Below are 14,335 nucleotides of genomic sequence, written 5' to 3' on the forward strand. Positions count from 1 at the left end.
GTCATTCCTCCGTTGCGGCGCGTGTGGCCGGTGCGGCGTAAGGCACGCGGCCTTCCACCGGGTGTCCAGGATCGGTGAAGCCGGGCGTGGACGGATGGCCGGCGGCCACCAGGCTGTCCACCAGCGCCTCGTCCTCGGCGGTGAAGACGTAGTCGAGCGCGTTGGCGTAGGACTCCCATTGCTCGATGGTGCGCGGGCCGGCGATGGCGCTGGTCACCAGCCGGTTGTTGAGCACCCAGCCCAGCGCGAACTGCACGGGATCGATGCCCCGGGTGTCGAGGTAGTCGCGGATGCGGCGGGCGATGCGCAGCGATTCCGGTCGCCACTCCGTTTCCAGCAGCCGCCTGTCCTGGCGCGCCGCGCGCGTGCCTTCGGCCGGCGGCTGGTCGGGGTCGTACTTGGCCGTGAGCACGCCGCGCGCCAGCGGGCTGTAGGACACCACGCCCACGCCATAGGCCGCCGCGGCCGGAAGCTGCTCGGCCTCGGCGCTGCGGTTGACCAGGTTGTACAGCGGCTGGCTGGCCACGGGCCGGTCGATGCCCTCGGCGTCGGCCAGGTGCGCCGCTTCGGCGATGCGCCACCCACGGAAATTCGACACGCCGAAATAGCGCAGCTTGCCGGCGCGGACCAGGTCGCCGATGGCGCGCACGGCCTCGCCCAGCGGGGCGTTGAAGTCGGCGCGGTGGAAGTACAGGATGTCGAGGTAATCGGTGCCCAGCCGGCGCAGACTGCCTTCCACGGCCTGGATGATCCACTTGCGGGAGGTGCCCCGGTCGTTGGGGCCCTCGCCCAGCGGGTTGGCGAACTTGGTGGCCAGCACCCATTCGTCGCGGTCGTGCCGGATGGCGCGGCCCACGACTTCCTCGGTGCGGCCCTTCTGGTAGACGTCGGCGGTGTCGATGAAGTTGACGCCCCGGGCCTTGGCCCGCGCGATGATCTCGTGGGAAGTGGGTTCGTCCGTGGGGCCGCCGAACATCATGGTGCCCAATGCCAGGCGGGATACTTTCAGGCCGCTGCGGCCCAGGTAGCGATAGCTCATGTTCTCAGGTCGGGAAGGATTTTGACGTGGTGTGCGCAACCCCTCGAGGCTAGGCAGCGAGGCCGCGCGCGTCAAAGACCGAGTGCTCATTAGCAATCTGCTCATTAGCAACCAACCCGGCGCATGTGGCCGTTGCCCCGCGAGCGTTGCCGCGCGAACGTTACCGCCGCAGCCGCTGCGGGAAATACAACAGCCGCGCATCCGCTTCTTGAGCAATGCCGCCATCGGGTCTTAGAATTGCGGCTTCCTCCTGGCGCTGCTGCTGGGGGTACCAGAGCCTTCCGGAACACGGAGGCATGTGTGTACCTGCAAGGTAGCAGCGAAAGTGAAGAACATTTCCCGACTTCAATCCGCCCTGAAACGTCAGGGCATCCTGGTGGAACGCCGGCATGGCGCGTACCACCTCAGCAATCAACACGCGCAGGCGTCCGTCCTGCTTCCCGAGGCCCTTCCGCTGGAAGAAAAGGCCGTGGACCAGCTATTGGCCTTCGCCTCGGTGCGCTCGCCCGACGCGCACCATGGCGTCTGCAAGGCCTGCGCCACGCCGGACTTCCATCCGGGCAGCGTGGCGCCGGTGGGCACCATCGTGGCCACGGACGCCGAATTCGTCATCCCCGCCGCCATCGGCACGGACATCAATTGCGGTATGCGCCTGCTGACCACCGGCCTGAAGCAGGCCGCCGTCGAGGCGCGCAAGCCGGAACTGCTGCGCGGACTGACTCGCGTGCTGCTGGAGAACGGCCGCAACGTGCCGGTCCCCGGCCGCGCGTTCCGCGCCCTGTTCGATGACGGTCCGCAGGCCTTCATCGAGCGGCTGTCGTCCGAGGGCCTGTGGGCGCGCGCGGACCGCGACCAGCTGCAGGCCGAACTCGCGCAGTGCGTGAGCCTGGCCGATTTCGGCGGCGCGGCCCGCTACGCGCCGGAAGGCATGGTGGGCAGCCGCGAGACGATCCGCGATCCCGGCCTGGGCACGCCCGGCGGCGGCAATCACTTCGTCGAGTTGCAGGTCGTCGACGAGATCCTGGACCGCCATGCGGCCTACGCGGCCGGGCTGGTAAAGGGCGAGGTGGTCGTGATGATCCACACCGGCTCGCGCGACGTGGGCTTTCACGTCGGCAGCCGCTGGATGGATCGTGCGCGCGCCGCCTGGCCCAAGGGCCTGAAGCATCCGGACAGCAAGCTTTACGGGTTGGCCGGCGAACTGGCGGACGAGTACCTGACCGCCATGGGCACGGCGGCCCGATATGCCTGGGCCAACCGCATGGTGCTGGGCGAGATGGTCAGGCAGGAAATGGAGGCCGCCGTCGGCGGCCTGCGCGCCCGCCTGGTGGTCGACGTGCCGCACAACGTGGTGCTGCGCGAGCAGGGGCTGAACATCCATCGCAAGGGTGCGACGCCGGCGCGCGCGGGCGACCTGGCGCTGATTCCCGGCTCCATGGGCGACTTCAGCTTCGTGGTCAGCGGCCTGGGCAATGCCGACTGGCTCTGGTCGTGCAGCCACGGCGCGGGCCGCAGCGTGCGGCGGCAGGCCGTGCGCCGCATGAAGCAGGAATCCGCGTCGGGCACCTGGCAGTGCGTGACCCTGCGCGAAGAGCGCAGGATCGAGGAGGCGCCGCAGGCCTACAAGCCGATCGGCCCCGTGCTGGAAGCGCAGGAGCAGGCGGGACTGATCCGATCCGTCGCGCGGCTGCGGCCGTGGGTGACGTTCAAGGCATGAGACAGGACGAAGGCGCGGCGGCCTACAGCGGCCGCTTGCGCGTCGGTATCTCTTCCACGTCGCTGCACACCGCCAGCACCTCGGCGGGCTGCTTGCTCAAGGTCAGGTACACGTGGCCGATGCCGCTGTCGAAGTAGGCCGATTCGAGCTTGCCCAGCACCACGCTGTCGCCGTTCTCGAACTGGATGCGGACCTTGCCGGCCAGCACCAGCACGAATTCCTGGCCAGGGTGGCGGATGTAGTCGTCGAATTCCACCACTTCGCGGGAAGTGATGGTGGCCCAGATCGGGATCATCTTCTTGCCCGGATACTCGCCCATGAGCAGGCGGTGGTGGTAGTTGGGCGTGATGTAGTCGCGCGCCTCGATCAGGCTGTTCTTCACATAGGTGGGCGCGACCTGCGCGGGCGAGGCGTCGCCGGGCATGAACAGGCGCGTCATGTCGATGCGCAGCGCGCGCGCCAGGGCGGCGAACTTCTCGTAGCTGAGCGCGATCTGGCCGAGTTCGGCCTTGGACAGCGTGGACACCGCGATGCCCGAGGCGCGCGACAGCGCCTGCAGGGTCATCTTCTGGGCCTTGCGCTCGGCGCGCAGGCGGGCGCCCATTTCTTCCTTGCCTACGATGGCGGGGGGAGCGGGTTTGGCAGCTGCCATGGGCGGTTGGGCGTATCAGGTTCTTGGGGCGGCCGGGCCCGCAGGCCCTGCCGCGTGTAAGCGGATTGTAGCGTCGCGGGGTCCGGTCTCCGGGGCCCGCCGCCCGTGGAGAGGGCGGCGGCCTTCGTCTACGCCTCGGGGCCCCGGCCCAGCACGCGGCCCGGATGCCGGCCGGTGAAGGCATGCTCGCGCCAGACCGGCGCGCCGTTGACGTACACCGAATGGATGCCGGCGGCGCGTTCGGTGGGGCGCTCGAACGAGGCGGCGTCGGCTATGCGGGCCGGATCGAACACCGTCAGATCGGCGTAGCAGCCGGGCTGGACCTGGCCGCGTCCGGCCAGGCCGAACTTGGCGGCGGTCAGGCCGGTCATTTTCCAGACGGCGGTCTCCAGCGGGAACAGGCCCAGGTCGCGGGAATAATGGCCGAGCACGCGCGGGAAGGTGCCCCACAGGCGCGGATGCGGCCGCTCGTCATGCGGCAGGCCGTCGGAGCCAATCATGGTGGGCGGGAAGGACAGGATGCGCTGCACGTCGCCCTCGTCCATCATGAAATAGATGGCGCCGGCGGGCTGCAGTTCGTCGACCACGTCGTACTTGGACTTGCCGCGCTCGGCCGCCACCTCGTCCAGCTCGCGCCCGGTCAGTTCGGGGCAGGGCTTGCACCAGGTGATGATCACGCGGCCAGCCAGCAGCACGCGGTCTTTCTTGAGCATGGTTGAGCCGGCCACGTAGGGATAGGCGTCCAGCGACACGTCCTGCGCGGCCATGGCGCGCTCGATCAGCGCCAGCGTTTCCGTGGAGCGGCCGAAGTTGGGCTGGCCGGCCAGCTTGTGGTGCGAGATCACCACGGGCACGTCCAGCTCGCGGCCGATGCGGAAGGTCTCTTCCAGCGCCGGCACGATGTGCTCGCCCTCGTCGCGCATATGGGTGGCGTAGATGCCGCCGTGCGTGGCCAGCGGCCGGCAGACCTCGATGATCTCCTCGGTGGTGGCGTGGGCGGCGGGCGGGTAGAAGGTGCCGGTGGAGACGCCGATGGCGCCGCTGGCCATCGCTTCCTCGGCCAGCGCGCGCATGGCGTCGATCTCGGCCGGCGTGGCCGGGCGATGCAGGTCCGGCATGACGGCGGCGCGCAGCGTCGAGTGGCCGACCATGCAGGCTGCATTGACGGCGGCGGGCGTGGCGCGCAGCGCGTCCAGGTAGTCGGCGAAGCGGGTGAACTTGTACGAGCCGCCCTCGTCCAGCAGGTCCAGCGGCGCCGGCGGCGCGGGATGCGCGAGCGGCGCCAGGCTGATGCCGCAGTTGCCGGTGACCACGGTGGTGACGCCCTGCGAGATCTTGGGCGTCATGTCGCGCCGGCGCAGCAGGTAGTTGTCGTCGTGCGTGTGCGAGTCGATGAAGCCGGGCGCGACCACCAGGCCGGACACGTCGATGCGTTCGCGCGCGGCCGCGCCGCTCAGGTCGCCCACGGCGGCCACGCGGTCGCCGCGCACGCCCACGTCGGCCTTGACGCCGGGCGTGTTGCTGCCGTCGATGACGGTGCCGCCGGCGAGGATGTAGTCATAGGGGTGGGTATCTGGCATGGCGGGCTCCGGCGGAATTGGCGATAGGTGATGCGGATGCGGGTTCAGACGAAATGACAGGCCACCTGCTGGCCCGGCGCGATCTCGCGCTGCGCCGGCGCTTCCTCGGCGCAGCGCGGCGCGGCCTGCGGGCAGCGGGTGCGGAAGGCGCAGCCGGACGGCGGCGACAGCGGGCTGGGGATCTCGCCCTTGAGCACCTGCGCGGGCCGGCGTTCGCCCTGGCGCGCCGACGGCACCGAGGCCATCAGCGCGCGCGTGTACGGATGCGCCGGCCGGCTGAAGACGGCGTCGCGCGGACCGGTCTCGACGATCCTGCCCAGGTACATGACGGCGACGTGATGGCTGATGTGCCGCACCACGCTCAGGTCGTGCGAGATGAAGACATAGGTCAGGCCCAGGTCGCGCTGCAGGTCCATCAGCAGGTTGATGACCTGCGCCTGCACCGACACGTCCAGCGCCGACACCGGCTCGTCGCAGACGATCAGCGCAGGTTCCAGCGCCAGCGCGCGCGCGATCACGATGCGCTGGCGCTGGCCGCCGGAGAACTCGTGCGGATAGCGCTCGGCGGCGTCGACGGCCGGCGGAATTTCCTCGGTACAGCGCGGCATCGCCTGCGGGCAGCGCGCGGCGAAGGCGCAGCCGCGCGACTCGGGCGTGATCACCGGCACGATGCCGGGCAGCTCGGCCAGCCGGACGTCGTGCCCCTGGCCGTCGGCGAAGGCCGGCAGCGAGCGGATCAGGGCCTGCGTGTAGGGATGCTGCGGACGGTCCAGCACGTCGTCCACGCTGCCTTCCTCGACCTTGCGGCCGGCGTACATCACGATGACGCGCTGGCACATCTGCGCCACCACGCCCAGGTCGTGCGTGATCAGCACGATGGCCGTGCCCAGCCGCGCCTGGATGTCGCGCAGCAGGTGCAGGATCTGGGCCTGGATGGTCACGTCCAGCGCCGTGGTGGGCTCGTCGGCGATCAGCACCTTGGGCTGGCAGGCCAGCGCCATCGCGATCATGGCGCGCTGGCGCATGCCGCCGGACAGCTGGTACGGGTATTCATGCACGCGGCGGGCCGGATCGGAGATCTGCACCAGGTCCAGCAGCCGCTCGGCCTGCGCCAGCGCCTCGCGCCGCGACAGGCCCTGGTGCAGCGTCAGCGATTCGGCGATCTGGCGGCCGATGGTGAGTACGGGGTTGAGCGAGGTCATCGGCTCCTGGAAGATCATCGACAGCTGGTTGCCGCGGATGGCGCGCATGGCCTTCTCGGGCAGCGCCAGCAGATCCTGGCCCGCGAATTCGATGGCGCCGCCGGCGACGCGGCCGGGCGCGCGCAGCAGCCGCATGATGGACAGCGAGGTGACGCTCTTGCCGCAGCCGGATTCGCCGACCAGGCCCAGCGTCTCGCCGGGCAGCAGATCGAACGACAGGCCGTTGACGGCCACCGTGGTGGTCTCGTCGCCATCGAAACAGGTGGTCAGGTCGCGCACGCGCAACACGGGTTCGGTTCGCATGGGCGCTCCTAGAGTTTCTTGGCCAGGCGCGGATCCAGCATGTCGCGCAGCCCGTCGCCCACCAGGTTGACGGCCAGCACGGTCACGCCCAGGAACAGGCCGGGGTAGAGGATGATGTGGAACGCCACCGCCACGAAGTTGCGGCCCTCGGCCATGATGTTGCCCCAGCTGGGCGTGTGCGGCGGAATGCCCACGCCCAGGAAGCTCAGCACCGCCTCGGTCAGGATGGCTGAGGCCGCGATGAAGGTGGCCTGCACCATCAGCGGCGCGAACAGGTTGGGCAGGATGTGGCGCAGCAGGATGGCCGGCACGCGCGTGCCGGACGCCACCGCCGCCTCGATGTAGGGCTGCTCGCGGATGGTCAGCACCAGCGCGCGCACCAGCCGCACCACGCGCGGGATTTCCGGGATCACGATGGCGATGACGACGGTGCCCAGGCCGCCCTTGAGCGTGGCCATCAGCGCGATCGCCAGCAGCACGCCGGGGATGGCCATCAGCCCGTCCATGACGCGCATGATCAGCGCGTCGACGCGGCGGAAGTAGCCGGCCAGCATGCCCAGCGCCACGCCGATCACGGTGGACGCCAGCGCCACCGCCGCGCCGACCAGCAGCGAGACCCGCGCGCCCCTGATGGTGCGCGAGTACACATCGCGGCCCAGCGCGTCGGTGCCGAACAGGTGCTCGGCCGAGGGCGGTTTCATGCGCGCCAGCGGGTCGATGTCCTGCGGATCGATGGTGGCCAGCCAGGGCGCGGCCAGCGCCGCCAGCGCCAGCAGGATCAGGATGGCGCAGCCCAGGTACAGCGTCGGATGGCGCCGCAGCGAACGCAGCGCGCGGCGGCCGGCGGGCTTGCGCGCCGGCAGCGGGATTGAGGTCGTGGTCATGGCGGCCCCGTTCAGTAGCGGATGCGCGGATCGAAGAGCCGGTAGCTCAGGTCGACCAGCAGATTGATGAACACATAGATGCCAGAGGCCACCAGCAGCACGCCCTGGATCACCGGATAGTCGTGGCGCAGCACGGCGTCCACGGTCAGGCGGCCCAGGCCGGGAATGGCGAAAACGGTCTCGGTCACGACCACGCCGCCGATCAGCAGCGCCACGCCCACGCCGATGGTGGTGACGATGGGATTGGCCGCGTTCTTGAGCGCGTGCCATACCACCGGGCCGGCCGCCAGGCCCTTGGCGCGGGCGGTGCGGATGTAGTCCTCGGACAGCGCTTCGAGCATGGTGGCGCGGGTCATGCGCGTGAGCAGCGCCATGTAGACCAGGCCCAGCGACAGACAGGGTAGCACCAGGTGGCGCAGGTACTGGACCAGGCCTTGGTCGGGCGGCTTGTAGCCCTGCACCGGCAGCCAGCCCAGCTTGATCGAAAAGCCATACACCAGGCTGTAGCCGATCAGGAACACCGGCACCGAGAAGGCGCAGACCGAGCCCACCATCACCAGCCGGTCCAGCCAGCGGCCGGCATGCCAGGCCGCCAGCACGCCCAGCGGGATCGCCAGCAGCACCGCGAACAGCATGGTGAAGGCGGCGATCGAGAAGGTCGGCCCCAGGCGCTGCCCGATCAGCTGTGACACCGGCATCTGCGTGGCGATCGAGGTGCCCAGATCGCCGGTGGCGATATTGCCGACCCAGATGCCGAACTGCTGCAGCAGCGGCTTGTCCAGGCCCAGGTTCTGGCGGATCTTCTCCACGTCCTCGGCGGTGGCGTTGTCGCCCGCGATGACCGCCGCCGGATCGCCGTCCGACAGGTGGATGAGCATAAAGACCACGACCGCCACCACCGCCATGACCGGAATAACCGCCGCGATGCGGCGCAGGATGTATTTCATGCTGCGTTCCCCCCGGAACCTGGGCCGGGCGCCGTGGCGCCCGGCGCCCGCCTTACGGCTTCTCGATGTTCCACGTGACCGGGACGCCGGCCTTGATCAGCTCGGTGCCCTTCAGGCCGCGCGTGGCGTACACGGGCTTGAACTCGCCCCACATCACGTAGGGCACGGTCTGGTAGGCGCGTTCCTGGATGCGGGCCGCCAGCTCCTTGCGCTTGCCCGCGTCGGTCTCGCGGATCCAGGCGGTGCGCAGTTCGTCCAGCTCCTTGTCGCAGGGCCAGCCCGGCAGGCTGTTGCCGCAGGCGGCCGACAGCCAGGGGTTGGTGACCGGCGTGCTGGCGTCGTAGTAGCCGCCCCAGGTCAGGAACAGGTTCCAGCCGCCCTGCGCGGGCGGATCCTTCTTCAGCCGGCGCGCGGCCAGCGAGGCCCAGTCCATGGATTGCAGGTCGACGTTGACGCCGGCCTTCTTCAGGTTCTGCGACAGCACCATCACGGCGGGCGCGCTCAGGTGGTCGGTGGGGTACAGCAGCACCACCTTCTCGCCCTTGTAGCCGGCTTCCTGCAGCAGCTGCCTGGCGCGCGCCGGGTCCGGTTTGGCGTAGGGCGCGGCGCCGGCGTCGGTGGCCAGGGGCGAACCGCAGATGTACAGCGTGGCGCAGTAGTCGACGCGGTACTTGTCGGGGTAGCCCATGGCGGCCAGCATCTGCTTCTGGTTCACCAGGTAGTACAGCGCCTGGCGCGCGCGGGCGTCGTTGAAGGGCGGATGCAGCGCGTTCAGCACCACCATGCCCTGCGAGGCCACCGAGGTGTCCAGCTTGATGTCGGGATTGCTTTCCAGCACCGGCAGGAAGTCGGGCGTGACCTGCTCGATCATGTCCACCTCGCCGTTCATCAGCGCGGCGGTGGCGGTGTTGCCGTCGGGAATGTAGACCCATTCGACGCGGTCCACCTTGACGATCTTGCCGCCAGCCAGGCCGTCCGCCGGCTCGGCGCGCGGCACGTAGGCCGGGTTCTTCACGTACACGACCTTGTTGCCGGGCACCCATTCATCGCGTTTGAACAGGAACGGACCGGAGCCCACCATTTCCGTGATCTGCGTGCTCGGGTCCGTGGCGGCGATGCGCTTGGGCATGATGAAGGGCGGCAGGCCGGACGGTTTGGACAAGGCCTCCAGCACCAGGCCGAAGGGTTCCTTGAGCGTCAGCGTGAAGGTCTCCGGACCGGTGGCGGCCAGCTCGGCGCCGGCCGCGAACATGGCCTGGCCCAGCGTGTCCTTCTTGCCCCAGCGCTGGATGGAAGCCACGCAGTCCTCGGCCGTGACCGGCGCGCCGTCGCTGAACTTCAGGCCCGGGCGCAGCGTGAAGCTCCAGCGCTTGCCGTCTTCCGAGGCCTGCCAGCTGTCCACCATCTGCGGCTTGACCTGGCCCTTGCTGTCCTGCGCGAACAGCATGTCGAACACCATGTAGCCGTGGTTGCGCGTGATGTAGGCGGTGTTGAAGAGCGGGTCCAGCGTCTTCAGGTCGGCGTGCGGCACCAGCCGCAGGGTCTTGCCCTGGGCGTGCGCGCCGGTGACGGCGCCCAGCGCCAGCAGCGCCGCCGTGGCCAGCAGGCTGAAACGTTTGATCATGGTCATCCCCTTGTATTGTGTGTCGTGGTCTTGCTTGCGGCGCGGTCTCTGCGGACCGCGCCGTCATGTCATGTCAGGCCGTCAGCGGCCATTTCGGCCGCCGCACCTTGCGGTAGGGCAGACTGTTGTAGTCCTGCGTGATGGCGCCGGGCGTCGCGACGTAGATGACGTGCTTGGCCACCTGCGAGTACGAGGCGTAGAAGTGCTGCGAGGACTTGACCACGATGAGCTTCATCGCGGCCAGGTCGATGCCGAACTGCGTGAACATGTCCGTGCCCATGGCCTGGGTGCGCAGCGAGGTCAGCGCCAGCACCACGCCGCCCGTGCGCAGGATGGCCACGTCGCCCAGCAGCGCCGGCGTGTTGGACAGCCCCGTCATGACGGCCTCGCGCTTGAGCGCCAGCACCGTGCAGCGCAGGTCCAGCGGCTGGCCCGACACGGGCGCGACCTTGCCGCCCACGCGCAGCTGCACCTCGGCGCCCTCGCCCGCCTCGAAACAGAGCTGCACGGAGACCGGATCCCAGAACGGACCCATCGCCACGTCTTCGATGCCGCGCGCCAGCACGCGTTCCAGGATGAACGTGGCGTCGCTGGGCGCGCCGCCGCCGGCGTTGTCCGCCGAATCGGCCAGCACCACCGGGAAGGCGCCGTGCGCCAGGGCCTGGTCCAGCGCCTCGTCGGTGGGCGGATAGGCCGGCGACAGCTGTTCGCGAAAACCGATGATCTCCTGGCCCAGCTCGCGCGCCAGCGCCTCGGCCCGCCCCGGATCGCCATCGGTATAGACCAGCACCTTGGCGCCCATGTCGGCGGTGTCGCCCCAGGGGAAGCCATGGGCGATCGAGATCGACAGCACGCCGTTCTTGCCTTCCATCGCCATCAGCTTGTCGACGAAGCCGCGCATCGGTTCGCGGCTGGTGTGCATGACCGAGATGAGCTGGCAATCGAACACGCCGCGCGTCGGCCGGATGCGACCCTCGGCCTTGGCCACGCACAGGTCGACCAGCTCATAGGCGCGGTCCAGGATGTCGGTATGGGGGTATTCCTTGTAGCAGACGATGAGGTCGGCGGATTCCATCATGGTCGCGGTCAGATGGCAGTGCGGATCCAGTTCCGCGCCGATCACCGTGTCCGGGCCGACGATCTCGCGCGCGCGGCGCAGCAGGTCGCCTTCGCAATCGTCGTAGCCGTCGGCCACCATCGCGCCGTGCAGGCCGAACAGCGCCACGTCCACGGGGCCGGCGTTGCGCAGGTCCTGCAGCAGCTCGTCGCGCAGCGTTTCATAGGCGTGGCGAGTGGTGATGCCGGCCGGCATGGCGGCGGCGGTCAGGCCTTCGACCAGCGTCCAGTCCTTGCCCTTGGCGCGCTGCCGCGCCGCCCACAGCGGACCGGCATACATCTGCATGCGGTCCGGATGCTGGCCGGCCGGGTAATAGCCGCGCGCGCGGTAGGCGCCCAGGCCGGTGGGGATGGGGGAAAAGGTATTGGTTTCGGTTGCCAGGGAACCGGAAAAGATCTTCATGCTGCCACTCCATGTCGAGCGTTTGCAGGGTGCGCGAGGCCGGCGCGCGTGGGATTGCTTGCGGGGAAATCAGGTCCGGTCGCCGACCCAGGCCTGCACTTCGATCTCCACGTCCACTTCCAGCGCCAGCCGTGCCTCCACCGTGGAGCGCGTCGGGAAGTCGGCCGGGAAATGCTCTCGGTAGGCTTCGTTGAAATCGGCGAATTGCGCCAGGTCGGCCAGCCAGACGGTCACGCGCACCACGTCGGCCAGGCTGGCATTGGCCAGCGCCAGCGTGTCCTTGATGCGGGCGATGGCCGCGTGGGTCTGTTCGCGGATGTCGCCGCGCACGACCTTGCCGTCGGCATCCATCGGGATCTGGCCAGACAGGAACAGGAAGCCGCCGGCGCGGGTGGCGCGCGAGAACGGCAGCGGCAGGGTGCTGGGATAACGGGTGATGGCGGTCATGGGGACTTCCGGAAAACGGGTGGAATGAAAGAGGATCAGCGCAGGCGGCCCGGGCGCATGGCCCGGGCGTCGACGCCATGCGCGCGCAGCGCGTCGGGCACTGGCTGGCGCTCGACCAGCGCGGCCGCCAGTTCCGAGGCCGCGGCGGCGGTCTGGATGCCGTAGCCGCCCTGCGCCGCCAGCCAGAAGAAGGCCGGCGCGGCCTCGTCCCAGCCAACCACGAAGTCGCCGTCGCGCACGAAGGAGCGCAGGCCGGCCCAGGTGTGCTTGGGGCGCCGTATCGTCAGCGAGGTAGCTTCCTCGATGCGGTAGATGCCGGTGGCCACGTCCAGTTCCTCCGGCGCCACGTCGTGCGCCTCGACCGGATCCGCGTTGGCCGGCGAGCCCAGCAGCTGACCGGCGTCGGGCTTGAAGTAATAGCTTTCGTCGACGCCCACCACCGCCGGCCAGGCGGAGAAATCCACGTCGGGCGGACCGTTGAAGGTGAAGGCGGTGCGGCGGCAGGGCTGCAGGCCGACCGGCGCGGCGGCGCACAGCGCGGCCACGTGATCGGCCCAGGCGCCGGCCGCGTTGATGATGGCGCGCGCGCGCAGCGTGGCGCCGTCGGCCAGCGTCAGCGTCCAGACGCCGTCGGCATGGCTGGCCGCGCGCAGCTCGGCATTGGCGCGCAGGGTGGCGCCGCGCGCCCGCATGCCGCGCAGGAAGCCCTGGTGCAGGCCGTGCACGTCGATGTCGCGCGCGTCCGGCTCCTCCAGCGCGCCGCACAGCTGCTCGGCGCGCAGGCAGGGCACGCGCGCGGCGGCGGCCTGCGGTTCGATCAGGCGGACGTTGTCGGAATGCCGGCGGAATTCGTCATAGGTCTGTTGCAGCAGGTCGCGCTGTTCGGCGGTGGCCACGTACAGCACGCCGCGCGGGTGCAGCAGCGGATGTTCGGTGAAGCCCTCGGGCGGATTCTCGTAGAACGCGCGGCTGGCGCGGGTCAGCGCCTGGATCTGCGGCGTGCCATAGGTTTCCATGAACATGGCCGCCGAGCGGCCGGTCGAGTGGTAGCCGGGCTGCGCCTCGCGCTCCAGCACGATCACGCTGGCATGCGCGCTCAGGCGGTAGGCCACGGAAGCGCCGGCGATGCCGGCGCCGATCACTGCATAGTCCGAAATGAGGTCTGGGTTCATCGCTGCGTCGAAGAGAATTCTATTATTTGATAATTCTCGAATACGATAATTAGATGGCGGCACGGAGGTAATAGGGGGTTGTACGGATGGCGCGGCCGCGCCTTCGCCGCCCCGCCAACCGCCCGGGCGCGCGCGGTGCTATCGTTCGCCCGTCTTTCCGCAACGCCGCGCCGCTTCATGTCCGACCATCCCGCCGCTTCCGCCCCGCCGCCCGCCATTCCCGACAGCGAGTCGCGACCCTTCGTGCGCGACGTGGGCGACCGGCGCTCGCTGCATTTTTCCGAGCAGGTCATCCAGAGCAGCATGTCGCTGCTGAACCCGGACGCGCTGGAGCTGGAGTACACGCGCATGATGATGGGCTTCGTGCTGTTCAATCCGGCGCCCGACCGCATCGTGATGGTGGGCCTGGGCGGCGGCTCGCTGGCGAAGTTCTGCCATCGGCACCTGCCGCGTTCGCAGGTCGAGGCGCTGGAGATCAATCCGGCGGTCATCGCGCTGCGCGGCGATTTCATGGTGCCGCCGGACGACGAACGTTTCCGCGTCATCGCCTGCGACGCGGCCGAATTCCTGCGCGACGCGTCCGACCACGCCGACGTGATCCTGCTCGACGGCTTCGGCGACCAGGGCATGCCCGACGCGCTGTGCTCGGAGGCGTTCTATGCCGATTGCCTGCGCGCCTTGCGCGACGACGGCCTGCTGGTGATCAACTTCCACGTCAATCATCCGCTCTACCATGAGTACCTGGCCCGCGTGCGCGAGTCCTTCGGCGCGGCGATGTTCGAGGTGGTGGACGACGACATGACCAACAGCATCGTGTTCGCCTGCAAGGGCGATCTGCTGGACGATCCGGCGTCGGCGCGGCTGCGCCGGCCCGAGGCGCTGTCCAAGGATGCATGGCGTCAGTTGATGCCGACCTTGCGCGTCATCGGCGCGACGCTGACGCTGCGCTAGACGAGCCCACCGTCGGCCGACGCGGGAAGTTGGGCCGACGGCGCGTCTGCGGCTTGCCGTGGCCGCGACCCGGCCGGTCGCGATTTCGGACTATTCCCATTTCCGCATTCCCTGGCGGTCGCTAGAGTGGCCGCCAGCGGTTGCGCGTTTCCGCGTGGCGCGAACCGGCAAGGGCTTGATTCCTGAAAAATGACGGCAAAGGGTCCGTCACTTCAAATTATTTAAGTTGTTAAAAGTTGTATATATTGCGGCTTCGATAAATGTCACGCAAGCGGCCCGGTTAGAGGCCTAGGGAAAT

Annotated in this window: 12 protein-coding genes; 2 read left to right on the forward strand and 10 right to left on the reverse strand. The window is 69.2% G+C overall.

Annotation, left to right across the window (positions count from 1 at the left end; translation table 11 throughout):
- Position 1 precedes the first annotated feature (1 nt).
- Complete coding sequence (locus tag ACEU5R_RS13355; protein WP_392410490.1) at positions 2–1,039, reverse strand: aldo/keto reductase; 1,038 nt, start codon at positions 1,037–1,039, stop codon at positions 2–4.
- 325 nt (positions 1,040–1,364) lie between these two features.
- Here ACEU5R_RS13355 and ACEU5R_RS13360 point away from each other — a divergent pair, with 325 nt between their 5' ends.
- The gene (locus ACEU5R_RS13360; RefSeq protein ID WP_392410491.1) at positions 1,365–2,756 is read left to right on the forward strand and encodes an RtcB family protein; all 1,392 of its coding nucleotides are present in this window, start codon (positions 1,365–1,367) and stop codon (positions 2,754–2,756) included.
- A gap of 22 nt (positions 2,757–2,778) precedes the next feature.
- Here ACEU5R_RS13360 and ACEU5R_RS13365 read toward each other — a convergent pair whose 3' ends face one another.
- From ACEU5R_RS13365 to ACEU5R_RS13405, 9 genes are all read right to left on the reverse strand, one after another.
- Positions 2,779–3,408, reverse strand: coding sequence for a helix-turn-helix domain-containing protein (locus ACEU5R_RS13365; protein ID WP_392410492.1), 630 nt, complete (start codon positions 3,406–3,408; stop codon positions 2,779–2,781).
- A 128-nt stretch (positions 3,409–3,536) separates the two neighbouring features.
- Positions 3,537–4,988, reverse strand: a complete 1,452-nt coding sequence (locus ACEU5R_RS13370) for an amidohydrolase family protein (protein WP_103272044.1) — start codon at positions 4,986–4,988, stop codon at positions 3,537–3,539.
- A 44-nt stretch (positions 4,989–5,032) separates the two neighbouring features.
- On the reverse strand, positions 5,033–6,493 hold the full coding sequence (locus ACEU5R_RS13375) for a dipeptide ABC transporter ATP-binding protein (protein ID WP_392410493.1): 1,461 nt from the start codon (positions 6,491–6,493) through the stop codon (positions 5,033–5,035).
- Between the two features lie 8 nt (positions 6,494–6,501).
- Complete coding sequence (locus tag ACEU5R_RS13380) at positions 6,502–7,377, reverse strand: ABC transporter permease (RefSeq protein WP_392410494.1); 876 nt, start codon at positions 7,375–7,377, stop codon at positions 6,502–6,504.
- Positions 7,378–7,388: 11 nt separating this feature from the next.
- Positions 7,389–8,324, reverse strand: coding sequence for an ABC transporter permease (locus ACEU5R_RS13385; RefSeq protein WP_212321665.1), 936 nt, complete (start codon positions 8,322–8,324; stop codon positions 7,389–7,391).
- Between the two features lie 52 nt (positions 8,325–8,376).
- Positions 8,377–9,948, reverse strand: a complete 1,572-nt coding sequence (locus tag ACEU5R_RS13390; protein ID WP_392410495.1) for an ABC transporter substrate-binding protein — start codon at positions 9,946–9,948, stop codon at positions 8,377–8,379.
- 73 nt (positions 9,949–10,021) lie between these two features.
- Positions 10,022–11,467 carry a M81 family metallopeptidase gene (locus tag ACEU5R_RS13395; protein WP_103272049.1) on the reverse strand — a complete coding sequence of 482 codons (1,446 nt, stop codon included), beginning with the start codon at positions 11,465–11,467 and terminating at the stop codon, positions 10,022–10,024.
- 69 nt (positions 11,468–11,536) lie between these two features.
- Entirely contained in the window at positions 11,537–11,914 is a 378-nt protein-coding gene (locus tag ACEU5R_RS13400; protein ID WP_103272050.1) for a RidA family protein, read from the reverse strand.
- 35 nt (positions 11,915–11,949) lie between these two features.
- The gene (locus tag ACEU5R_RS13405; RefSeq protein WP_103272051.1) at positions 11,950–13,086 is read right to left on the reverse strand and encodes an FAD-binding oxidoreductase; all 1,137 of its coding nucleotides are present in this window, start codon (positions 13,084–13,086) and stop codon (positions 11,950–11,952) included.
- A gap of 177 nt (positions 13,087–13,263) precedes the next feature.
- Between ACEU5R_RS13405 and ACEU5R_RS13410 the strand changes: the two genes are divergently transcribed.
- Entirely contained in the window at positions 13,264–14,037 is a 774-nt protein-coding gene (locus ACEU5R_RS13410) for a fused MFS/spermidine synthase (protein ID WP_392410496.1), read from the forward strand.
- The last annotated feature ends 298 nt before the right edge of the window (positions 14,038–14,335 follow it).

Source organism: Achromobacter sp. 413638 (genome assembly GCF_043119405.1).
Taxonomy (GTDB): domain Bacteria; phylum Pseudomonadota; class Gammaproteobacteria; order Burkholderiales; family Burkholderiaceae_B; genus Achromobacter.